The organism is Chloroflexus sp. (assembly GCF_034431535.1).
Classification (GTDB): domain Bacteria; phylum Chloroflexota; class Chloroflexia; order Chloroflexales; family Chloroflexaceae; genus Chloroflexus.
In genome coordinates, this window is sequence record NZ_DAOUDC010000036.1 from 1 (window position 1) to 20,933 (window position 20,933).

Consider the following 20,933-nt stretch of genomic DNA (forward strand, 5'->3'; position numbering starts at 1 on the left):
CCCACAACGGCCAGCGATCTTGAGCGGTATTTTGGGTGACTTGTTGCGTAATGGCTCCATCGCTAACGTTGAGGATATAAATCTCGAAATCACCGTCGCGGTCGCTGGCGAAGGCGAGCCGGCTGCTATCGGGCGACCACGTGGGGCCTTCATCGGTGGCAGCATGATTGGTGAGGCGGCGGACGCTGCTGCCGTCAGCGTTCATCACGTAAATCTCCCAGTTGCCGTCGCGGTCGCTGCCAAAGGCGACCAACTTGCCGTCAGGCGAGACACGGGCGAAGCGGTCGTTGGCCGCGTTGTTGGTCAGGTTGCGGATGTTCACCAGCTCAACCCCGGCATAGAGCGTATCAATGTAGGAGTAGCGAACATCAGCCCGGTAGATCTCGAAGTTACTCTCGCAGTTCGTGACCCAGAACAGGCTGCGGCCATCGGGTGACCATGTCGGCGTTTCGACGTTGCAGGCTGGATCATAGGATGTGATCTGCTGGGCAAAGCCGCGCAGCGGGATATTCAGCCGGCGAAGGTAGAGTTGCGGCGCGCCGGTTCGTTCTGAGACGAATACCATCAGATTGCCGTCAGGCGAAACCATCGCATTGTATTCACTACCGGGGATGGTTGAGTAATCATTATCCGGCGGCGGGAAGGCGCCATCGTTATTGCTGTAGCTAATGCGGAGAGCGCCAGCTCCCGGCGCGCGTTCGCCCGAATCGGCGGCAATCGCGTTGAGAGCGTAGATCTGGCGATAGTTGGGGCTATTGCGCCGCGAGTCAACGATTAAGTATTGTTGGGTTGGTTCCCAACTGCGCTGCCACGAGAAGGCCACCGTCTCGCCATTGTTAAAGGTCAGCCGTTGGACGCCGCCGTTGAAATTGGACCGGTAGAGTTCCCAATGGCTGCCGGTGTCAATATTTGAGGCATAGATAAGCGGAGTAACCGGATCAGGTGTGACCCACGGCGTGCCGAGGTGCGGGTAGCGCCACTGGAAGTAGTGCTGGCCGACGTTGCCCATCTCGACCTGATAGTCAGCCGGGTTATCAGGCGTGTAGGTCAGCACGCGCCGCTCAAAGAGCTGCACTAGCACATCGCGCTCGGTGTCGCCGACCACCGCCCGCGTCCAGTAAGGATCGGTAATCGGATAGCCCATTGCAAACAGCCAGTCTACGATCGGCGCCGTCACGACGCGGCCATTCTCAATGACCCGCCCACGTTGATTCATGAAGTCCCAGAAGACTTTCGGAATGTTGTGGCCGGTGACGCTGTTGTACTGGACGATCGTCGTTTCGGGTTTGGCGAGGTCATCGCGCACGCTAAGGTTGCCGCTACGCGAGATGACGGTATTCACTCGCTGGTTGAGGCGCGACGGATCGCGGTAGCCGTTATCGATCGTGGCAATGCCGGCGAAGTCACGATAGCCGGGAGCAATCGTGTTCGCTGCGCGCGGATTGCCGGCCACTGGCACATCCGATCCTTCGCGATAGCTCACATCGAAGGGATCGTCACCAAGCTGCATACGCCCGCTAATAAGTTCTTTCACTAGCAAGCCATTCGTGACAATACCTTCAGCCGGATTGTTGGTCTCCATCCGCGCCTTGTCGAAATACTGCACGGTGCGCGCGCTATTGGGGCTTTGCCGGTAAAATTCACCGTAATCAAACCACGGCCCCGGCCCCCAATACCACGTGCGCCCGCCCCGCACCGCCTCGCCGTCGGTGCGGGTCCAGACTGACGCAAAGCGCGGGTCGGCAAAGGTGGTGCGACCAGAGAAGGGCGCTGCAATCAGTGGTGTTGCGCCGCTAATCATCAGCGCCACCATCAGGGTGATCGCACTCCAGAGGATTCGCAGCCGGTTCATACAAGCCTCCTTCGCTTATACTGCTGCTGCTGTTACGTATAGGATACGACGCAAAAGTGAGAAAAGTTCCTGTATTTTGCTGAGAATTTCGTAGAAATACGGTGATAATGAGGTGATAGTTTGTGACAAAAATAATTAATTGATCTGTTTTTAAATTTATTATTTGATTTTTGTAAATAAAAAACGATTTATTTTAAGCTATTAATCTTGATGAATTTTTATTATTTTTGGGCTTGAGTGCAATGTATCAGAGTGTTGTAATGAGAAAATTAATGGTTGTGGTGTAGGTTTTAGGCGGTTCGTTCAAGATTTAGTAAAAGATGTGGATAGGCGGGATATGGTGAAGATTATATGGGTTGGGTGGCAGGATATGGGCCGAGGAAGCGTTCGCCGTCAAAATGGATGATGTGATCAGGATTGTCAGCAATCCAGCCTTCCGTTTCCCATGAAATTTGATCTAAAAACCGGCGCATTGTCTTCCGAGCACTGAACGCAGTGACGAAGACTAAACCGACAGTATCATTCTTAAACAGATCTTTTAGCTCCTTGCGCCGTTTGCCATCAATTGGGCCAGCGCTGGTGACCGCTTCAATGAGCAGAATCCATTTGCGACTGGAATCATGCACGATCACGTCGGGCATTTTAACAGCAGAATTGAGCTGGACGCCAAGTCTGATGGTTTCTTGAGCTTTTAAATAATTTGTTAGTGTTTCATGTCATTGATCAGTGTTGAATGATCGAAGTAGTTGTAGTGTTGCCGGTGAAAGCTGATATACGTATTTACCACTATTTGTCGGTCGATCTGGTTTGTCTGGGTTGGGTGCCACTAGATCTGAGGCAACAAAATATTTAACCACTTCATTGCGAATAGTTTCGTGTGTATTTGGTGTATATGATTCACCACAGTTTTCTTTAATAAAGTCAATAATTTCTTTTATGCTACATAACGGCGCGGTTGCTTCACTCCACAGCAGTTCTGGGGTGAGATTGGCAAGGGCGAGTAAGGTATATCCAGCGATGTCGTTTGACTGGCGTGGGCCAAAACCAAGCTGTTGCAGAATCATTTTTGCTGGGGAGAGCTTTTCTTGTCGCATCTTTTCAGGTTTAATCTCGCGTTGACTCATACAATAGCTTCTCAATGATAGCATCAATCTCTGTTTGGGAGAGGTTTACTTGATCGGTGAGATTGCCAACATATTCAAGCGCTGCACGCCTCGGATAAGAGAAGGCGCGCAGATCGGCGGCATTGACCTGGGTGTGGCCGCAGCAAGCGGTAGGTTAAGTCGCTGCGGATTTTGCGATAGGGTGGATTGACTAGCGCAACGTTGAATGGCGGCAGGGCAGCAGCGAAGAGTTCACGGCGTACAATCGGCACTGCCGCGCTGATAAAGTCGGTATGCTGGACATCAGCAGTAAATTGTATATCCGCCGCTTCGCACATACGTTGGCATTCCGCCATACATTGGGCGAGCGGTTGCGCTAAGGCGGGATCGATCTCAAATGCGGTTACGTGGATCCGGCGAGTTGGGCCACGGTTTTGGCAAACCCTACGCACAAGCGCTGCGGTTAAGGCGCCGTTGCCTGCACCGGCATCGAGCAGAACAACCGTTTCCGGCAAGATCGATCCACGACGCCATCAGATCGGCAATGTGGGGCGGTGTGAAAAACTGCCCCAAGGCATTCCGGTGCGCTTGATCGGTTGCGGGGTCGAAGTTGGCGCGGTTGAGCATAGGTGTCCCGTCACTCTTACGTGGTTTGCTGCATGGTACCAACGATCACGATGCCCGCCCAATGATGCGCCGCGCGAGCGCTACTTCGTCGGCGCCGATGGCGCCGATCATCCATAGTACAACACCATACACTGGCGGGCCGATCAGGATCGCGCATAGGCTGCCGATCCATCCCGGCAGCCAGAGGATGGCTGGCAGCATGGCGGCGGCCATAGCGAGGCTAGCTAGCGCCGGCTGCCACATCAGTTTTAGGATGCCCGGCGGCAAGCCTTCGTGGTGCAGCACGGGCCGGAAGACGGCGTACAGCACCACTTCCGAGGCGATCGTGATGATTGCCGCCGCTAGCAAAGCATCTTCAGGCCGGCCTAGCCGGATAGCGAGCGGGATCGCGATCAGGTTGGCGGTCAGGTTGAAGACCGCACCGGCGACGAAGGCGCGGGTAATGGCGGTCTGCCGTTCGATGGCGATCAGGACGTATTGTAAGAGACCGTTAGCAAACGAGAGCGGCAAGAACCACGCCAGCACGGCGAGCACCGTTACCGATGGCAGGTATGCGGCAAAGCGGCGACGAGCGAAGAACCAGACCAGATCATCGGCCAACAGGGTCATTCCCATCGCCAGCGGGAAAGCGATCAAGAGCAGTAGGCGGAGCGTGCGTTGTTGGGCGCTAGTCAATTCGCTGCGCGCGCCGCCGGCTCGCCGTGCCAAGAGCGGGAAAACAGCGAAGGTAATGGCCGGTGGCAGCACCAGCGCGATGTTGAGCAATTGGTAGGGCAAGACGTACTGTTGTACCAGCAGATCGGCGTTGCTGCCGCCAAAAGCGCGCACGATGAAGAGGTCGAAGCGGAAGAAGATCACGCTGAGCAGGTTGTTCAGCATCAACGGCAGCGCCTGTGGCACAAGGGCGCGGATCGCGGCGGCATCGAAGCTGAGGGTGGGGGCGAAGAAGGTGCGCACTTGCAAGCCGAAAAAGATCACGGCGGTGATTGAGCTGACCAACACTGCTGCCCATGCCAACCCGATCACGCCCCATCCCAGCGCGAGTACGGCGATGCGGGCCAGAAAGCTGAGCAGCGCCGTCAACACTTCCACCGCCGCCGGCACTTCCATGCGTTCGGCAGCATTATAGAGCGCCGTGACCGCGCCGCTGTAGGCGCTCGGTACGAGAGTCAGCAGCAAAATCCAGATCGCCAATTGGCCTTCCGCAGTGAGCGGCTCGCTCAACCCAACTGCGCCGATCAAGTTGTAGCCGGCGATGACGAGCCATGCCACTGGTGCAGCCGCGGCGATGATCAGTAGTAGGCGCAGGGCTAGCGTGACGCTGAACAACCGGCGGGCGGCATCAGGATGGCGGGCCACTTCGCGGGTGAGCAAGATGCCAAGGCCGAATTCAGTAAAGGTGGCGAGGTATTGCGCCACCAGCAGCGCGGCGGTATTGTACGCGCCGAGCGCCGCCGGATCGAGCGCGCCGACTAGCAAAAACAGAATAACGGTATCCAACCCGCGCACAAACATGCGCAAGCCAAAGGTGACGGCGCTGTTTTTGAAGATGCGGCGAGCCACATTGGCCGGATCGTCGCGGTAAAAACGTCGCCAGAGGAATGCGCTGGCGCCGAGCAGCGCAAGGGCCGCGCCGATGAGGAGTAAGACTAAGCTGAGACGGTCGTTCATGGCGGTTGCGTGGTTATGGTTGCTCGGCGACCATCACTGGTTAGATGGATCGTGCCGTCGAGTTTGGGATGGTACAGGTGTGGCGCCAGTTGCCGCCGTTCATAGAAGCTAGCTAACGCTGGGTCATCGGCCTCAAAGCCGGCGCTGAAGGCGACAGCGCGAATGCGCAGATCGTGCAGAGCCGGCGTCGTAATCGGGCGTTGCCACGGATAGATGAGCAAATCGATCGTTTGTCCGGCCAGTGCGGCAAGGGCCGCATCGCCGGCGCTGCCCCCGTTGTGGATGAGCACACGGGTTGTGCGATAGTCAATCAGCAACACTGCGCCGCCGTCATCGCCATCATTCGTTGCTAACACCCGCAAGCGCGCCCCGCCGAGATTGATCTGTTGTCCGGCCTGCAATTGGCGTACCGGCGTTGCCATACCGTCCATCAGATCGCGCCATTCTCCCTTAGGTAGGGTTTGCGCCAGCGCCAGCGCGGGCCGGTATCGCCGCAGCGCACCCAACTGGCCGGGCAGATTGCGCTCAACAGCGCGGGTCAGCACTGTGGCTGCCAAATGGCGTTGCCAAAAAGGCAGATATGTCCCCAAAGCAACCGCCAGATCAGTCGGATCGCGCCCGCCGTCAATTAGCGTAAACGAGCCGGCAGGTGACTGGATGAGGATCGCATCGCCGGCAATCGGGAGCAGGATGACATGCAATTTGCCGTCGGGACGCTGGAACCACGCAATGGTGACGAGCGCCCCGATCAGGATGGCGATGAAAAACGCGCGCTGTCGCATCCGGTCGTTCCAATCCACTACAGGAAGGCAACGTGATCATCTCATCATGAATACCGCGCGACAGCGGCAAACGATGCGCGTGAATTGTTACGCCAACGCAATCACTTCAATTTCGATCCGGGCATCGCGGGGTAAGCGGGCCACTTGCACGGTTGAACGGGCCGGCGGTGCGTCACCGAAATGCTCGGCGTATGCGGCATTCATCGCGGCAAAATCGTTCAGATCGGCCAAAAAGACGGTTGTCTTCACGATCCGGTCAAGCGAGCTGCCCGCCTCGTGCAAAATAGCGGCAATATTCGCAAAGATTTGTCGGGTCATGGCACCGATGTCGTCTGTAATCATCTCGTTAGTGGCCGGATTGATCGGCAACTGCCCAGACACAAAGATCAGGTTGCCTGCCCGGATAGCCTGCGAATATGGCCCAATCGCTGCCGGAGCAGCTTCGGTAGCGATACGGATGCGATCCATTGCCAATATCCTCTCTAATAGCTCTACTCTACATACCACCCATGGTATTGCCATGCCAATCTTACCGTAACAACCAGAACGCCACCATCATAAAAAGCTGCCAAATCGCTGGCAGCAACCCACCCAGAATTACCTGTGCGCCGTCCCACTCGTACACATCCACCCAGAGTGCTGCTGTCACCCAGTAGGCAATCGCGAGGGAAGCGAGCCAGAGGATGGCAGCCAGCCATGGCAGATTGATGATGAGACAGATCAGGGCCAGTAGCAGCGGCAAGAGGCGCGGCATATGCACCTGCGGATAGAACGTGAAAATATGCGCCTGCTCTTGGTCGTTGTCAAGCGCACCGTGAATAATCAGCGAAATCAGTACGACCAGTGGCCATTCGAGCAAACCGGCTAGCCAAAAGCCAAACCCGCCCAAGATAATACCGAGATCTGGCCAGCGATCACCGTCAATTAAGGCAGGAATGGCAAACATCAACCCCAGCGGCAACGATACAACGAGCATCGCCCTTCCGGCTCGCCATAGCAGTTCGGTTGTGGTTGCGCCGGTTAAGGCCAATTCCGCTTTCAGTGCGGCAATTGTTGCCACCGGCTGGCCAATTAATTGCAGGTTGGGCATAAACGCAGCCGCTTGAAAACGGGGCGTATCGTTGATCGGCGGCAGATGGCTCAAGCGTTCTTCGCACCGTTCGCTCAACGCTGACCAGTTCTTCATCGTGCCGATCAAGATGGTTCCCGGCGTCCATTTCCCCGTCACCACCAAGCCACACAGCCGGCTGAGCCACGGCAGCGCCGGTGATTGGATAAAAGCGATGCTGCGGCTAAACCCAAGATCGATCACCTGAAACGCGCTGATGCTCGTCCACGGAAGAATGTGCGCGAACGGCAGGGGGCGGGAGAGAAAGCGCACGATCATCCCGTCTTGACCAGCAATGACTGACGAGGGAATAGTGATCAGCAGTGCGAAGACCAGCGCGATCACAAGCGCAAGAAGCAGATGGGCAGCGATCAGCAGCCACGCTGGGGCCGGCAGATCGGGCCGTCCGGCGAAGCCGAAGAAGGGTATACTGGCGCCTTGATAGGCATTGAAGATCGCGCGATAGACAGGATCTTGGCTGACCCACAGCAACGAAGGGTTGCTGCGTAACTCTGGAACCATAAGCGTGAGCGCTCGATCCCAATAACTGCGATAGTGCAGCAGGCCAAAGATAAGCACAAGTGCTATTACGCTGAGGTGTGCGATCCTGACTAATGACCATGCGGGGAGTGTGGCCGTCACCTCTGGCGCGGTCATTGGCGGCAAGACCGCATTGGCGTCCGGTGGTGCGGCTGCAGCGCCGCGCAAGAATAGGCCAAACAATGGTGAACGGCGTTGTTCGTCGACCACCACCGGCTGAACTCCTTCAACGCTGCGGATCGCGCGGCTGTTTTCGTGCAAGATCGTATTAAGCAAATGGTCAAAATCATCGATCGATGATGAGACGAGAAAGGCTGGCCGGATGGTGGTGCCATACAACAAACCATACATACGATGCCAGCCAGTCAGCCGCTTGGCTTGTTTTGCGGGGATCACCAGCAACACAAAGTGCTGACCGGCCTCATCGCCAGTGACGTGGATCTGTTGCACGTCTTCCCAAGCCACCGGCAGCCAGCCGCCGGCAAACTCGACGAGCATGCCACGGGTGCTGACCCTGAGCGCAGGGAGCACGTTCAGCAGTACCAACGCAATCAGTAACCCCACTGCCGCCCACAGCAGCGCGCCGAGCGCTTCTGGAAACCATAAGCTCAGATCGCGTGGAAGGGGGGAAAGTACATCGTAAAGCGGGCGTAGCCATGGTGTACGGCGCAACCAGAGCGCGAGGGGTTCGCTGGCTGCGACGACTCCGCGTAGAATATGGTACACAGCGATGAGGAGGCTCGCAATCACCAGCAGATTACCAATGGTGGCGAGCCACCATCGCCGGCGCCACGGGTAACGATAGACTTTTTCCACGATCGAGACGCTCATGACGAATCCGGATCCGTTTAGGCGCTATCGAGCTGGCGCACCCGTAATTCGGCAGTATCGAGCAATTGTTGGCATGCTGCAGCAAGTTCAGCGCCGCGTTCGTAAAGATGCAACGCTTCGGCAAGCGATAACTCGCCGCGCTCGAGCCGCTCTACCACCGCCTGCAACTCGGCCAGCAAGGTCTCATATTGTTCAACGGCAGTTGGTTCACTCATTGGGAATCCTCTACAGTGACAAGCAGCGTACCGGCGCGTACTGTGAGGTGGAGTGACTCGCCTGCTTGCACCTGCGCCGGATCGGTGACGACTTGCCCGCCGGTGCGTTGCGCGATGGCATAGCCACGGGCCAGCGTTGCTTGCGGACTAAGGGTGCTGAGCCGGGCTTGCAAACCTTGCAGGCGGGTTTGGGCGAGGGCCAGCCACCGCTCGAACGCATGGCTAGCGCGGCGGTCAAGCTCATCAACCGTCTGGCGGGCGGCATCAAGGCGGCGGCGGGGATGGTTGCGGCGGAGCGAAGCCGCCTGTTGGTCTACGGTGCGGCGCTGTTCCTCGATGCGCGCCATGATTGCGCCAGCGGCGCGGTCGCGCAATTCAGCGACCCGTTGGCGAAGATCGACGATGGCTGGCGCAGCCACTTCGGCGGCGGCGGAAGGGGTTGGGGCGCGCAGATCGGCCACGGCATCCACCAAGGTGGTATCGGTCTCGTGACCAACGCCGGTGATAATTGGCACCGGACTGGCAGCAACTGCCCGCACCACCTGTTCATCATTGAATGCCGCCAGATCCTCGCTGGCGCCGCCGCCACGGGATACGATCACCAGATCGACCGGCTCGGCATAGACGCGGCGAAGCGCGGCCACAATGCTGGCTGGGGCCAACTCACCTTGGACGAGACACGGTGATAAGACGATTTCGGCGAGCGGGTAGCGGCGGCGGAAAATGGTCAGCATATCTTGCAGCGCCGCTGCTTGGAGCGAGGTAACGATCCCGATCCGGCGCGGCAGGGTTGGCAACGGTCGCTTGCGGCGCTCATCGAACAACCCTTCAGCGTCGAGGCGGGCGCGCAGTTGTTCGAGTTGCGCATTGAGCAAGCCTTCCCCTGCCGGCACGATCTGATCAACGACGAACTGCACTTCACCACGGGCTTCGTAGAAGCCAACCCGGCCATGGGCAAGCACCGCCTCGCCATTGCCCGGTAGCTTCGCCAGCCGTTCGGCGGCCCTGCGCCAGAGCACGGCGCGAATGCTTGCTTGCTCATCTTTCAGGGTAAAGTAGCAATGCCCTGAAGAGTAACGGCGGAATTCCACGACTTCGGCCAGCAGCCAAAGGTCGAAGAAGAGGCCGTCTTCTTCCAGATGAGCGCGCAGAGCGCTATTTAAGTCAGAGACCGAAAAAGTGCGCATCAAAGCGGTTCAATCACCATCAGCGGCTGGCCGTACTCAACCGGTTGTCCATTCTTGACCAGAATGCGCGCCACCCGTCCGGCGACGTCACTCTCGATCTCGTTCATCATCTTCATCGCTTCAACAATGCCAACGGTGTCGCCGACCCGCACCTCATCGCCTTCCTGCACGAACGGCTTATCTTTCGGCGAGGGCGCCGCGTAGAAGGTGCCGACCATCGGTGCGGTAATCGCATGACCAGCCGGCATTTCGACTGGCGGCCCTTCTGGCGTTGGCGGCGGTTGGACGAACGGTGTCACTGGGGTGGTTGGCAGGGGTGCGCTAAGTGGTGCGCTAAGCGGTGCGGCGGGCAGCGGGGCGGAATAGATTACGCCACTAGGGGTGGGCTGGCCGCGTTTGACGTGTAACTTGGCATTGCCACGCTCGATCGTGATTTCGTAGACATCGCTCTCCTCGAGCATGTGCAACAGATCGCGCACAGCTGCCAAACCGAACGGATCATTCTGATCAATTGGCATGTCGGTGGTTTCGTCCTTCATAGCTCCCCACAGCATAGTCTCGGCGAAACTGCCCTATTGTAGCACAAGAGTCAATCCTCTTCGATATGGCATGTTCCGGGTTCTTGCCTTACAATGCAAATGAGCGATCATTACGCTCGGTAGTGAGATCTTCACCAACAAGTGTAGACAAGATTGTTATGCTAGACACGAGAAACGGTCGAGGGAAAGGATGTTTGATATGCGCAATGTAGGCACGCTTGATCGCGATATTCGTCTCGTATTGACGATGGTTTTTGGTCTTATTTCACTCTTTGGCCAGCTCTTCTGGTTGCAGGTCATCACCGGTTTTCTTGCGCTGATTATGTTTGCGACCGCGGCTTATGCGGTGTGCCCGTTATATTGGGCCTTTGGGATTAATACTTGCAAACGCACGCGGGAACAGAAACAGACGCGCTAAGCGACTGGTTTCGCGAACAATGTATTAACTTCTATGGAGTGCGGCAGTTACACTGCCGCACTCCATGCGATTCCCACGTAATACCCTGCAAACGTTCGTTCACACTCCGCCTATCCATACCTGCGCGCGACCGCATCGACATGCGCGCCGTAGCCTTCGTCGAACAGGTTCAGATGGTTGAGCAGGTGGTAAAGGTTGTAGAGGTCACGCCGTTCGCGGTAGCCGGGGTCGAGCGGCCATACCGCCTGATACGCGGCGTAGAAGCGGGACGAGAAGCCGCCGAAGAGTTCGGTAAAGGCTAGTTCTACCTCGCGGTCGCTGTACGAAATGGCGGGGTCGATCAAAGCCGGCGCGCCGCCGGGACCAGCGATGACATTGCCGCTCCACAGATCGCCGTGGATGAGCGAGGGAACGCGCGGCACGCCGCTGAGCCACTCGTCAAGGCGGCTCACAACCCGTTCCAGCATCTGCCGGCGGCGCGCCGGCAAGAGGCCATTGCGAGCAGCCAGCTCGATCTGCGGCAAGAGGCGCCGGTCGCGGAAAAAGGCGATCCAGTCGTCCATCCAACCGTTGGTTTGCGGCGTGCCGCCGATGAAGTTATCGCACTCAAGGCCATACGCCGCGCCGGTGTCGCGGTGCAGCGCAGCGAGCTGTTCACCAAGCTGCGCTGGATCGGGGGGCCGGCCATCGCCTGCGATCCATTCACTGAGCACGATGGCGGGTTGGTCGCCGTTGGCCTCGCACGCGAAGACAACAGCAGGCACGCGGATGGCGTTGGCGGCGGCGAGTATGCACAAGCCATGGGCTTCGGCGGCGACCATTGCCGCCGGTGCGCCGCTAGCGGCCCACTTGAGCGCAAAGCGCTGCCCGCCGATGGTGACGCGGGCAAGGCGCGCGCCAAAGCTGCTGCCGAGGTGATCGATCTGCTCGATCGGGCGGCCCAGCGCGGTGGTGATCAGGTTGGCGACGGTTGTTGGCAAGGTCATCGGTTTGGCGCAGTAGACACGAGCGTTGCCGGAATCATACGCTGGCTGCGCCAGCGAGTCAATGAGGAGAAGACAGGGGAGGGTAGCTAGTACGGGCAGGTTTCAAACCTGCCCGTACCACGGGTCGATCATTCACCGAATGCGCTGGCCGGTGTACGGATCGTATTTCCATTCGCCGGTGGGGTCTTGAACCGGCAGGGTAGGCTGGGCCAATTCCTCTTTCGGCATAATGATCCAGAGCACGATGTAGATGAGCGGGCTGAGACCGCTCAGCACCGCTAACACGAACACCAGCCGGACAATCGTGCTGTCGATACCGAAGTAGCGGGCGAGGCCGCCGCACACGCCGCCAATCATGCTATCGGTGGCGCTGCGCGTTAAGCGAGTGGTTGTCATAGCTCTTCTCCTTTACAATCTAGTTCGCTGTGCGATACCTGCCTGTATGACGTTGCTGGCGCGACTTTGTTGCAACCACCTCCACAAGTTGCTCGCCGCCAGTTCATAATTTCTTCAAAGTCTGGTGCTAGAGTACAGGTGACCCCGGATCAGGCCGGGTACTTCGCAGCACAACGACACCATGGAGGAGATACGATGAAACGAACCCTGTTCAGTGGCCTCGCTGGCGCAGTGTTGGCGCTAGCTCTGCTTTGGAGCCAGCCGGTGCTGGTGAGCGCGGCGCAGGCAGTAGCACCCCATTCGACTCCCGTCGAGGTTGCATACGGGCGAGGTGGGGGCGGTTGGCGCGGCGTGGGAGCGATCAACGTTGGGCAATTGATCAAGACGCTGCAAAATCTGACTAGCCTTGATGCCGCGACGATTCGCGCCGAGTTGCAGAATGGCCGTAGCTTGGCCCAGATCGCCGCTGCCCATGGTAGTAGCGGTGATGCGTTGGTGCAAGCGGTCGTGGATGCGGCCAAGGCGCGGCTCGATCAGGCGGTGAGCAATGGTCGCCTGACCCAGGCCGAGGCCGATCAGATGCTGACCACCATTCGCGAGCGGGCGACAACCTTGGTCAATGATACAACCGTCGGTGCGCAGTTAGCCGATCGGGCAGCCAAGGCCGCCGAGCGTAGCACGCTGGGGTGGCTGATTCAAGCGGCAGCCGATCAGACTGGGCTCGATGTGGCAACCATCCGCTCACGGTTGCGCAACGGGGAAACGCTGCGCGCGATTGTGACCTCGGCCGGGGGCGATCCGCAAAAGGTGATCGACGCTGCGGTGAATGCCTTCCGCCAAGCAGCGACCGCTGCGATGCAATAAGGTGGCGATTCCTTCCTCCTCACGCCGCTATCCCGCAGGGGCAACCTGTGGGATAGTGGCATGTTGTCTAGCATCTCCGATTGTCAGTGCGAGCCGCGCGAAGCGCGGCGACGCACTCCCCGCGAGCACGGTATCTATACGACTGCGCTGAAGTAGGAGACTGCGTCGGTCGGGCGGCATCCAGCTCCGCTGACGCTGCCGTTCCCTCGCAATGACAGGTCGCTACTCGCGTTCATTTGCCAAACGCTTCCTTGACCAACCGCGGCAACACCTCGCCGGCCTTGCCGTTGATGGTGAAGAGCGGTGGGCGAGCGGCAGTGGTTTGTTCAAGATTGAGGATGAGCACCGTTGCGTCGTGACCAAGCACCACTCGCGGCAGTGACGCCGCCGGCTCGACGATGCCTGATGTTCCAATTGACATAAAAACATCACAATCGAGCGCAGCCTGCCACGACGTTTCCAGTGCCCTCTGCGGCAACATTTCACCAAACCAAACCACATCAGGTCGCAGCATCGCGCCGCAATTTGGGCAGCGCGGCAATTCCTCGTCGTAATCCCATGTGTGATGCACCGAGCCATCAGCCATACAACGGGCGCGGTGCAGGCTGCCGTGCAATTCGATAACGTTGGGGCTGCCGGCCCGTTGATGGAGACCGTCGATATTCTGGGTAATCAGAGTCAATGTTGGCACGTGCTTGGCCAATTCCGCCAAGGCATAGTGGGCCGGATTAGGCTGGGCAGCGCAGGCTTTCACCCGCCGTTCGGCGTACCAACGCCAGACTAAGGCCGGGTTGCGGGCAAAGCCGGCGGGTGAGGCGAGTTCTTCGGGATCGAAGTGTGACCAAAGGCCGGTTTGGGCATCGCGAAAGGTGGGAATGCCACTCTCGGCAGAGATGCCGGCTCCGGTGAGCACGGCTACGTGGCGGGCAGTGCGCAAGTGTGCGGTAAAGGCGGCGATCACGGCGTCAAGATCGGTCATCGCTATCCCTCCCTGTCATGCGACGGCATCAATCCGGAAAACAGCACTAGCTGAAGATTTCCGTGCTCCCGGCTTGGCTCCTCTCAGCCATCGGATTGGTTGCGCTCATCGCCTTACCCCGCTTTCGCGCTAAGAGAAGGCGGGGGTAGCATTCCCGCATGATTCAGCGATGCATGTCTCGTACAGAGCGTACCTACAGCGGCGCAGCGGTAGCTCATAGCCCGCTGCGGGTTGCACTATCCGGCAGGTTTAAACGCCAGTTCAAACCGGCAGGCGCGTTGCTGGTTGAAGGTCACGTGCCAGACGCCGCAGGTGGGGGCAGGGTTGCCGCCTTGATAGACGTGGCCGCGCAGATCGATCTGATCGTGGCTGATCTCAAGCAAAAACGCCCGGATCGGCGAGCCATGGGTCACAATTCCGACCCGTTGGTAAGGCGAATCGGCTAGTCCGGCTAGCAGCTCGCGCACCCGCGCGCGCACGTGGTCGAACGACTCGATGGGTGCATGCTCTTGCACGAGCGTAGTGAACGTAACCGGCAAACCGAGCGCATCGACCAGCACCTCAGCCGTCTGGGTGGTGCGAGCAAATGGTGAGACGAAGAGCAGCTCAACGCCCTTATTAGCCAAGAATTCGGCGACCTGCCGTGCTTCGGCTCGGCCACGTTCGGACAGATCAGGCCCCGGCGGCAACTGGTAGGGGATGGCCGGATTATGCACCGGTTGCCCATGACGAATAAGAAACAGATCAGAAAGCACTGGTAATCCTTACACCTTGATGTAGCAGTGATGATCGAGTATCATCGTAAGTAGTGTACCATAGCTTATTGACGGGCTGAATTGCAACATATACAATTGATGCGGCGTCGCATCAGCGAGATGAGCGACTTTTTCGTGGCGACAGACAGACAAAGGATGCATCAATGCGGCTGATCCTCTATCTTGGCAAGGGCGGCGTCGGCAAGACCACGACCTCGGCGGCGACGGCGGTGCGGGCTGCCGAGCTAGGCTATCGCACGCTGGTGGTGAGTACCGATGTGGCGCATAGTTTGGCCGATGCCCTTGATACCCCGCTGGGGTCACTGCCGACCCAGATCGGCGAACGGTTATGGGGCCAAGAGATTAATGTGCTCGATGAAGTGCGCCAGCACTGGGGTGAATTGCGCGTCTATTTGAGCAATCTGTTGCGCCGGCGCGGGGTTGATGAAGTTGCTGCCGAAGAATTGGCGATCATTCCCGGCATGGAAGAGGTGGTGAGCTTGCTCCACATCCGCCGGCAAGCTCGCGAGGGCAACTTTGATGTTGTGATTGTTGACGCAGCGCCAACCGGGGAAACGGTGCGCTTGCTGACTATGCCAGAGACCTTTCAGTGGTATGCGGCGCGGGTGATGGACTGGGAACCGACCACCTTGAAAGTGGCCCGCCCGCTGGTCAAACAATTGGTGCCGGCGACTGATGTCTTTGCGAAACTTGAGCGTCTGACGAAAGGTGTGGAAGCGTTGCGGGCGACGCTGACCGATCCGCAGGTCAGCTCGTACCGGCTCGTTGTCAACCCGGAACGGATGGTGATCAAAGAGGCGCAGCGCGCTTCGACCTATCTGGCTCTGTTTGGGTATCCGGTTGATGGCGTTGTGCTCAACCGGGTGTTGCCGGTCGATCAGGTTGAAGGCACGTTTATGCAAGAGCTGGCCCGCATCCAGCAGGGCTATCGCCAGATGGTCTATGACATCTTCCGCCCGTTGCCGATTTGGGAAAGTCCCTACTATGCGCGTGATTTGGCCGGGATTAAAGACTTGTCAATGGTTGGGCAGCAATTGTTTGGCGATGATGACCCGGTGAAGGTGCATTTCATCGGCAAAACGCAAGAGATTGTCAAGCAAGGCGACGAATACGTCTTGCGCTTGCCGTTGCCGCACGTCGAGATTGGCAAAGTTTCGATGACCAAACGCGGCGATGAGTTGTTTATCGAAATCGGCAACTTCCGCCGTGATATGCTCTTGCCCACTACCCTTGCCGAGCGACCGGCGCGGCGGGCGTATTTCCGCAATGGGGTGCTCGAGGTCTTCTTTGGCCCGCCAGAGGCATTGCCACTGACGACCGACGAGGAAGAGGAGCCGGCCACCTCATGACCAGCGAAACGCGGGTTGCTATTCTAGGGGTGCCAATTGACCTCGGTGCGGGGCGGCGCGGCGTGGATATGGGGCCGAGCGCGATACGCTATGCCGGTCTCAGCCGCCGGTTGCACGACCTTGGCCATCATGTGGTTGATTTCGGCAATTTGACCACGCCAATGGTCGAGACGACGCCGCTGCCGCCGCCTGACTCACGGCTGCGATACCTCGAACCAATCGCCGAAGTGTGCCAGCGCCTCGCTGAGTTGGTGAGCGACATTGCTGCGCAAGCGATGTTGCCGTTGATTCTCGGTGGCGATCACAGCCTTGCGATCGGCTCGGCCAGCGGCAGCGCGCGCGGTCGCCGCCTTGGCCTGATCTGGATCGACGCGCACGCCGATTTTAATGATGAAACCACGACCCCTAGCGGTAATGTCCACGGAATGCCGTTGGCCGTTCTTACTGGACGCGGCCACCCCCTCTTGACCGGGTTGGCCGGGAAGACGCCGGCGTTTGATCCGGCGCGAGTGGTGCTGATCGCGGTGCGCGATCTCGATCCGCTTGAGCGGGAAGCGCTGCGCACTTCCGCCATCACCGTCTTCACCATGCACGAGATTGATCGGCGCGGGATGGCGGCAGTGATGGAGCAGGCGTTAACGATTGCGACCAGAGGCACCCAAGGCTTTCATCTCAGCTTTGACCTCGATGTGGTTGACCCCCGTGAAGCTCCCGGCGTTGGTACGCCGGTCAGCGGCGGCATCTCGGCGCGCGAAGCTCATCTGGCGATGGAGCTGATCGCCGAGAGCGGCGCGTTACGAAGTCTCGATATCGTTGAAGTAAATCCCATCCTCGATGAGCGCAATGCCACTGCTGAGCTGGCCGTCGAATTAGCGTTGTCGACGTTGGGCAAACGGATTTTGTGAACCGATGCTAGTTCATCCCTCACATAATTCGTTTCTTGTGTTATAATTGCGCATACAACGAAATAGTGGTATTGCGCGTTTTCGAGGTGGCACTATGTATGATCGGCGGGTCAGCGGCATTCTGCTGCATCCCTCGGCGTTGCCGGGCGCTGGCGGGATTGGCGATATTGGCGATACAGCGTACCGTTTTGTAGACTGGTTGGTGACGGCGAAGCAGCGACGGTGGCAGATTATGCCGCTCGGCCCGACGAGTTACGGCGATTCGCCGTATGCCGGCCTCTCAGCGTTGGCCGGTAATCCCTTGCTGATTTCACTGGAACAGTTAGCGCGGGCGGGATGGCTCGATGAGGGGGCGTTGCACGGCGCGCCGGGCGCATACGGTGACTGGATCGACTATGGCGCAGTCATTCCATGGAAACTGGCCCGGCTCGAATGGGCCTTTGCCAGCTTTATTGCACGGGCTGATGCGCAACACCGCGCCGCTTTTGAGCAGTTCTGCGCCGAACAGCAGGCGTGGCTCGACATCTTTGCCCTGTTCGCCGCACTGAAAGAGGCTTACCACGGTGAGCCATGGAACCGCTGGGAAATAGGGCTTGCCCGGCACGAACCGGCGGCGATCGAGACAGCGCGCCGACAATTGGCCGACCGGATCCGGTTCCAGCAGTTCTTGCAGTGGGTCTTCTTTACTCAGTGGGCTGCCTTGCGTCGATACGCCAACGAACGCGGCGTGCAGATTATCGGCGACCTGCCGATCTTTGTCGCCTATGACAGCGCCGATGTCTGGGCTAACCCGGACATCTTTCACCTCGATGCGAAGGGGAATCCGACTGTGGTTGCCGGTGTGCCGCCGGACTACTTCAGCCCAACTGGCCAGCGCTGGGGCAACCCGCTCTACCGATGGGATGTTTTGGCTCAACGCGGCTATGATTGGTGGATCGAGCGCTTCCGGTTGCTGTTTCACCTCGTGGATATTGTGCGGATCGACCACTTCCGTGGCTTTGCCGCCTACTGGGAGGTGCCGGCGCAGGCTGCCACCGCGATGGAAGGCCGTTGGGTTCCCGGCCCCGGTGCGGCGCTGTTTGCGGCGGTGCGCGCGCAGTTGGGGCCAGTGCCGATCATTGCCGAGGACTTGGGTCTGATCACGCCGGACGTTGACGAGTTGCGCCGGCAGCTTGGCTTTCCGGGGATGGCGGTGTTGCAGTTTGCGTGGGGCGGTGACGCGACCAGCAACTATTTGCCGCATAACTACACCCACGATCTGGTGGTCTATACCGGCACGCACGACAACGACACGACGGGGGGATGGTGGTCGACCCTCGATGAGCATACCCGCCAGCATGTGCGCAACTACCTTGGCGCGCGCGACGAAACCATCGCGTGGGACTTTATTCGGGCGGCGTTGATGTCGGTCGCCGACACGACGATCATCCCGATGCAAGACGTGTTGGGGTTAGGGTCGTGGGCACGGCTGAACTTGCCGGGGAGAGCCGAAGGCAATTGGGCATGGCGGATGCGTCCAGAGCAACTTAACCTTGATCACGCATACCATCTGGCCTACCTGACGGCGCTGTACGGGCGCGAGCCGCTGGTAGAGAGGGAACCGGCAACGTATCAGCAGGCGTCAGGGCAGGTCAGCGAGCTATAAGGACGGGTCAGAGCGTCGTAAGGGCGGGTTTGAAACCCGCCCTGACATCCGCCCCTCTCGCGTCTCAATCGAGATACCCATACAGCCGGTGCCCGACGCTGGGATGGCGCAAGCGGCGGAGGGCTTCAGCCTCGATCTGGCGGGTGCGTTCGCGGGTGATGCCAAAGGTAGCACCAACCTCTTCGAGGGTGCGGCGCTGACCATCGAGCAAACCGTAGCGCAACTGCAAAATCTTGCGCTCGCGTTCGGGCAACTCGTTCAGCGCCGCCGTAATCTCGGCCTGCAACATATTTTGCTCGGCAATCTCCATCGGCGAAGCTACCGTCTCGTCAGCCAGCGTCTCGCTCACGCGGCCCTCTTGCTCGTTGTTGAGCGGCTGCTCAAGCGAAATCGGCTGGGTCGAAGCGCGCAACAGGCGCTTCACCTTGCGCAAGCTCATATTGAGGGCGTGAGCCAGCTCTTCGGCGGTCGGCTCGCGTTCAAGCTCTTGCTCAAGCCGGTAGATAGCGCGGCGCAGATGCACGATCGACTCGCTGAGGTGAACCGGCAACCGGATGAGGCGGCTCTGCTCGGCGATGGCGCGCGTCACCGCTTGCCGGATCCACCACGTGGCGTAGGTGCTGAAACGGTTGCCCTTGGTGTAGTCAAACTTCTCGACGGCGCGCATCAGGCCGATATTGCCCTCTTGCACCAGATCCATAAAGGCCATCGGGCTGCCAATATACTTCTTGGCCACGCTCACCACCAAACGCAGGTTCGCTTGGATGAGGCGGCGGCGCGCTTCTTCACCGCGGGCCACTTCCATCTCTAGCCGTATCCGCTCGCGGTTATTGGCGTACTGCTCGTGTTGCAACTGCAAGCGCGCCTCTTTGCCGCGACTGTACTGCCGGGCCAGCTCGACCTCTTCTTCGGCGGTTAAGAGCGGTACCTGCCCAATCTCTTGCAGATAGAGCTGTACCGAATCCTCCACTGCCTCAAAATCGCTCTCATCGCTAAGGTCTTCGACTGGTTCGATCATCTCATCGTCTTCCACGACGAGTTCTACGTCGCCATCCCACTCAGCATCGAGTTCGGCGGCCTCAGCGGACTCTTCCGGTTCGATATCACTGTCGGCTGGGTGATTCTGCGGGAAGGCTTTCACGGCAGTACTCCTTGTTTCCGGCTGGCAGCAACAGCTCGGATGCTGTCTCTTTGAGAGGCGTCGATTATTCTCTGCTTAGATATACGCCGCCTCAAAGATTTCGGATGTGTATATTTTCGATCTTTGCACAGGTTTTGTCAAGACCGTGAACAGGCTAATTTTGCACCAATTTGCGGGCGTGGGCATCGATGGTCTGGCCGGTTTGGCTGCGCGGGGGCAGCGCCGCGAGTTCGACCACTGCCGGCCCGATTTCGTCAGGGCTCAGCAAGCCGGTGCGAACTTCAGGGACGGTGGTGCGCACCATCTGGGTGTCGGCAAAGCCGCCGGGGTGAACGAGGTTGACATTGATGCCAAAACGCCGGAGGTCTTTCGCCATCACCCGCACCAAGCCGTCAACGCCGGCTTTGGCAGCATAATAGGCAGCAAAGCCGGGCACGGCGATGCGGTCGAGCGGTGCGCCGACGATGATGATATTGCCACCGCCGGCTTCGATCATATCGGGGATCACGGCCCGCGCACTGAGAAACACTCCTTTGAGCAACGTGTCAACGACCGCATCCCACTGTGCTTCGCTGGTTTCGTAGATGGGGGCGCGCAGGCCAACGCCGGCAGCAGCGACCAAGATCCGGATCGGGCCGAAGCGAGCGCGGGCTTGGGCCACAACTTGTTCGAGTTGGCTACTCTCGCGCACATCGGCGGTGAGGGCCAAGCCTTCCCGCCCGCCCTCCTCAATCAGCCAAACCGTCTCGGCGACTTCATCGGCGCTGCGGGCCAGCACCGAAACCGTTGCACCGGCTTTGGCCAGTGCGAGCGCGCTAGCCCGTCCTAATCCGCGACCGCCGCCGGTGACCAACGCATGCATTCCGGTGAGAGTCATGGTGTTACTCCTGTTAAAGCTTTGCAAACCTTTTGCAAACCTATTATGGTTATACCACACTTCACCTAGTTGCCGAGGGCAAGATCGGCTGGAAATCCTAACGCATGCTGGTCGGAGACTGCGTTATAATGCAGAGGTGTCG

General features: G+C 58.9%; 20 protein-coding genes and 1 pseudogene. 5 read left to right on the forward strand and 16 right to left on the reverse strand.

Annotation, left to right across the window (positions count from 1 at the left end; all coding sequences use genetic code 11):
- From U9R61_RS09300 to accB, 10 genes and pseudogenes are all read right to left on the reverse strand, one after another.
- The coding region (locus U9R61_RS09300) for a hypothetical protein (RefSeq protein ID WP_322488536.1) at window positions 1-1,852 on the reverse strand (1,852 nt) is incomplete at its 3' end.
- A gap of 347 nt (window positions 1,853-2,199) precedes the next feature.
- Window positions 2,200-2,538 (reverse strand): annotated as a pseudogene (locus tag U9R61_RS09305) (BsuBI/PstI family type II restriction endonuclease); the annotation flags it as partial.
- Between the two features lie 30 nt (window positions 2,539-2,568).
- Complete coding sequence (locus U9R61_RS09310; protein WP_322488537.1) at window positions 2,569-2,976, reverse strand: hypothetical protein; 408 nt, start codon at window positions 2,974-2,976, stop codon at window positions 2,569-2,571.
- Window positions 2,977-3,627: 651 nt separating this feature from the next.
- Window positions 3,628-5,253: a flippase gene (locus tag U9R61_RS09315; protein WP_322488538.1), complete on the reverse strand. Its 1,626-nt coding sequence runs from the start codon at window positions 5,251-5,253 to the stop codon at window positions 3,628-3,630.
- A complete protein-coding gene (locus U9R61_RS09320) occupies window positions 5,250-6,035 on the reverse strand; it encodes a hypothetical protein (protein WP_322488539.1) in 786 nt (261 codons plus the stop codon). The genes U9R61_RS09315 and U9R61_RS09320 overlap by 4 nt, the downstream gene beginning before the upstream one ends.
- Window positions 6,036-6,122: 87 nt before the next feature.
- Complete coding sequence (locus U9R61_RS09325) at window positions 6,123-6,503, reverse strand: RidA family protein (RefSeq protein ID WP_322488540.1); 381 nt, start codon at window positions 6,501-6,503, stop codon at window positions 6,123-6,125.
- 61 nt (window positions 6,504-6,564) lie between these two features.
- On the reverse strand, window positions 6,565-8,514 hold the full coding sequence (locus U9R61_RS09330; protein ID WP_322488541.1) for a hypothetical protein: 1,950 nt from the start codon (window positions 8,512-8,514) through the stop codon (window positions 6,565-6,567).
- 17 nt (window positions 8,515-8,531) lie between these two features.
- Window positions 8,532-8,729: an exodeoxyribonuclease VII small subunit gene (gene xseB / locus U9R61_RS09335; protein WP_322488542.1), complete on the reverse strand. Its 198-nt coding sequence runs from the start codon at window positions 8,727-8,729 to the stop codon at window positions 8,532-8,534.
- Window positions 8,726-9,916 (reverse strand): exodeoxyribonuclease VII large subunit, encoded by a 1,191-nt coding sequence (xseA, locus tag U9R61_RS09340; RefSeq protein ID WP_322488543.1) that lies wholly within the window; start codon window positions 9,914-9,916, stop codon window positions 8,726-8,728. The genes xseB and xseA overlap by 4 nt, the downstream gene beginning before the upstream one ends.
- Complete coding sequence (gene accB / locus U9R61_RS09345; RefSeq protein WP_322488544.1) at window positions 9,916-10,455, reverse strand: acetyl-CoA carboxylase biotin carboxyl carrier protein; 540 nt, start codon at window positions 10,453-10,455, stop codon at window positions 9,916-9,918. Before accB ends, xseA begins: the two co-directional genes overlap by 1 nt.
- 199 nt (window positions 10,456-10,654) lie before the next feature.
- Here accB and U9R61_RS09350 point away from each other — a divergent pair, with 199 nt between their 5' ends.
- Complete coding sequence (locus tag U9R61_RS09350; protein WP_322488545.1) at window positions 10,655-10,873, forward strand: DUF2892 domain-containing protein; 219 nt, start codon at window positions 10,655-10,657, stop codon at window positions 10,871-10,873.
- 110 nt (window positions 10,874-10,983) lie between these two features.
- Here U9R61_RS09350 and U9R61_RS09355 read toward each other — a convergent pair whose 3' ends face one another.
- Both U9R61_RS09355 and U9R61_RS09360 read right to left on the reverse strand, forming a co-directional pair.
- Window positions 10,984-11,859 carry a fructosamine kinase family protein gene (locus tag U9R61_RS09355; RefSeq protein WP_322488546.1) on the reverse strand — a complete coding sequence of 292 codons (876 nt, stop codon included), beginning with the start codon at window positions 11,857-11,859 and terminating at the stop codon, window positions 10,984-10,986.
- A 132-nt stretch (window positions 11,860-11,991) separates the two neighbouring features.
- Window positions 11,992-12,255: a PspC domain-containing protein gene (locus U9R61_RS09360; protein WP_322488547.1), complete on the reverse strand. Its 264-nt coding sequence runs from the start codon at window positions 12,253-12,255 to the stop codon at window positions 11,992-11,994.
- Window positions 12,256-12,450: 195 nt separating this feature from the next.
- Here U9R61_RS09360 and U9R61_RS09365 point away from each other — a divergent pair, with 195 nt between their 5' ends.
- The gene (locus U9R61_RS09365) at window positions 12,451-13,119 is read left to right on the forward strand and encodes a hypothetical protein (protein ID WP_322488548.1); all 669 of its coding nucleotides are present in this window, start codon (window positions 12,451-12,453) and stop codon (window positions 13,117-13,119) included.
- 232 nt (window positions 13,120-13,351) lie between these two features.
- Here U9R61_RS09365 and U9R61_RS09370 read toward each other — a convergent pair whose 3' ends face one another.
- Entirely contained in the window at window positions 13,352-14,098 is a 747-nt protein-coding gene (locus U9R61_RS09370) for an NAD-dependent deacylase (RefSeq protein WP_322488549.1), read from the reverse strand.
- Between the two features lie 236 nt (window positions 14,099-14,334).
- Window positions 14,335-14,853 carry a histidine phosphatase family protein gene (locus U9R61_RS09375; RefSeq protein WP_322488550.1) on the reverse strand — a complete coding sequence of 173 codons (519 nt, stop codon included), beginning with the start codon at window positions 14,851-14,853 and terminating at the stop codon, window positions 14,335-14,337.
- A 164-nt stretch (window positions 14,854-15,017) separates the two neighbouring features.
- Here U9R61_RS09375 and U9R61_RS09380 point away from each other — a divergent pair, with 164 nt between their 5' ends.
- The 3 genes from U9R61_RS09380 to malQ all read left to right on the forward strand — a co-directional run bounded on the left by U9R61_RS09380 (window position 15,018) and on the right by malQ (window position 18,773).
- Window positions 15,018-16,223, forward strand: coding sequence for an ArsA family ATPase (locus U9R61_RS09380; RefSeq protein WP_322488551.1), 1,206 nt, complete (start codon window positions 15,018-15,020; stop codon window positions 16,221-16,223).
- Complete coding sequence (gene rocF / locus U9R61_RS09385) at window positions 16,220-17,128, forward strand: arginase (protein WP_322488552.1); 909 nt, start codon at window positions 16,220-16,222, stop codon at window positions 17,126-17,128. The genes U9R61_RS09380 and rocF overlap by 4 nt, the downstream gene beginning before the upstream one ends.
- Before the next feature lie 94 nt (window positions 17,129-17,222).
- The gene (malQ, locus tag U9R61_RS09390) at window positions 17,223-18,773 is read left to right on the forward strand and encodes a 4-alpha-glucanotransferase (protein ID WP_322488553.1); all 1,551 of its coding nucleotides are present in this window, start codon (window positions 17,223-17,225) and stop codon (window positions 18,771-18,773) included.
- Between the two features lie 64 nt (window positions 18,774-18,837).
- Here the strand turns inward: malQ and U9R61_RS09395 are convergent, their stop codons facing one another.
- Together U9R61_RS09395 and U9R61_RS09400 are read right to left on the reverse strand one after the other, a co-directional pair.
- A complete protein-coding gene (locus tag U9R61_RS09395) occupies window positions 18,838-19,914 on the reverse strand; it encodes a sigma-70 family RNA polymerase sigma factor (RefSeq protein WP_322488554.1) in 1,077 nt (358 codons plus the stop codon).
- A gap of 154 nt (window positions 19,915-20,068) precedes the next feature.
- Entirely contained in the window at window positions 20,069-20,791 is a 723-nt protein-coding gene (locus U9R61_RS09400) for an SDR family oxidoreductase (protein WP_322488555.1), read from the reverse strand.
- Between the last annotated feature and the right edge of the window lie 142 nt (window positions 20,792-20,933).

Coding starts and splice junctions, on each gene's coding strand:
- xseA (WP_322488543.1), bottom strand. CDS start 9,916: ATGCGCACTTTTTCGGTCTCTGACTTAAATAGCGCTCTGCGCGCTCAT.
- U9R61_RS09380 (WP_322488551.1), top strand. CDS start 15,018: ATGCGGCTGATCCTCTATCTTGGCAAGGGCGGCGTCGGCAAGACCACG.
- U9R61_RS09320 (WP_322488539.1), bottom strand. CDS start 6,035: ATGCGACAGCGCGCGTTTTTCATCGCCATCCTGATCGGGGCGCTCGTC.
- accB (WP_322488544.1), bottom strand. CDS start 10,455: ATGAAGGACGAAACCACCGACATGCCAATTGATCAGAATGATCCGTTC.
- U9R61_RS09350 (WP_322488545.1), top strand. CDS start 10,655: ATGCGCAATGTAGGCACGCTTGATCGCGATATTCGTCTCGTATTGACG.
- U9R61_RS09325 (WP_322488540.1), bottom strand. CDS start 6,503: ATGGATCGCATCCGTATCGCTACCGAAGCTGCTCCGGCAGCGATTGGG.
- U9R61_RS09330 (WP_322488541.1), bottom strand. CDS start 8,514: ATGAGCGTCTCGATCGTGGAAAAAGTCTATCGTTACCCGTGGCGCCGG.
- U9R61_RS09360 (WP_322488547.1), bottom strand. CDS start 12,255: ATGACAACCACTCGCTTAACGCGCAGCGCCACCGATAGCATGATTGGC.
- U9R61_RS09365 (WP_322488548.1), top strand. CDS start 12,451: ATGAAACGAACCCTGTTCAGTGGCCTCGCTGGCGCAGTGTTGGCGCTA.
- U9R61_RS09310 (WP_322488537.1), bottom strand. CDS start 2,976: ATGAGTCAACGCGAGATTAAACCTGAAAAGATGCGACAAGAAAAGCTC.
- malQ (WP_322488553.1), top strand. CDS start 17,223: ATGTATGATCGGCGGGTCAGCGGCATTCTGCTGCATCCCTCGGCGTTG.
- U9R61_RS09370 (WP_322488549.1), bottom strand. CDS start 14,098: ATGACCGATCTTGACGCCGTGATCGCCGCCTTTACCGCACACTTGCGC.
- xseB (WP_322488542.1), bottom strand. CDS start 8,729: ATGAGTGAACCAACTGCCGTTGAACAATATGAGACCTTGCTGGCCGAG.
- U9R61_RS09400 (WP_322488555.1), bottom strand. CDS start 20,791: ATGACTCTCACCGGAATGCATGCGTTGGTCACCGGCGGCGGTCGCGGA.
- U9R61_RS09315 (WP_322488538.1), bottom strand. CDS start 5,253: ATGAACGACCGTCTCAGCTTAGTCTTACTCCTCATCGGCGCGGCCCTT.
- rocF (WP_322488552.1), top strand. CDS start 16,220: ATGACCAGCGAAACGCGGGTTGCTATTCTAGGGGTGCCAATTGACCTC.
- U9R61_RS09355 (WP_322488546.1), bottom strand. CDS start 11,859: ATGACCTTGCCAACAACCGTCGCCAACCTGATCACCACCGCGCTGGGC.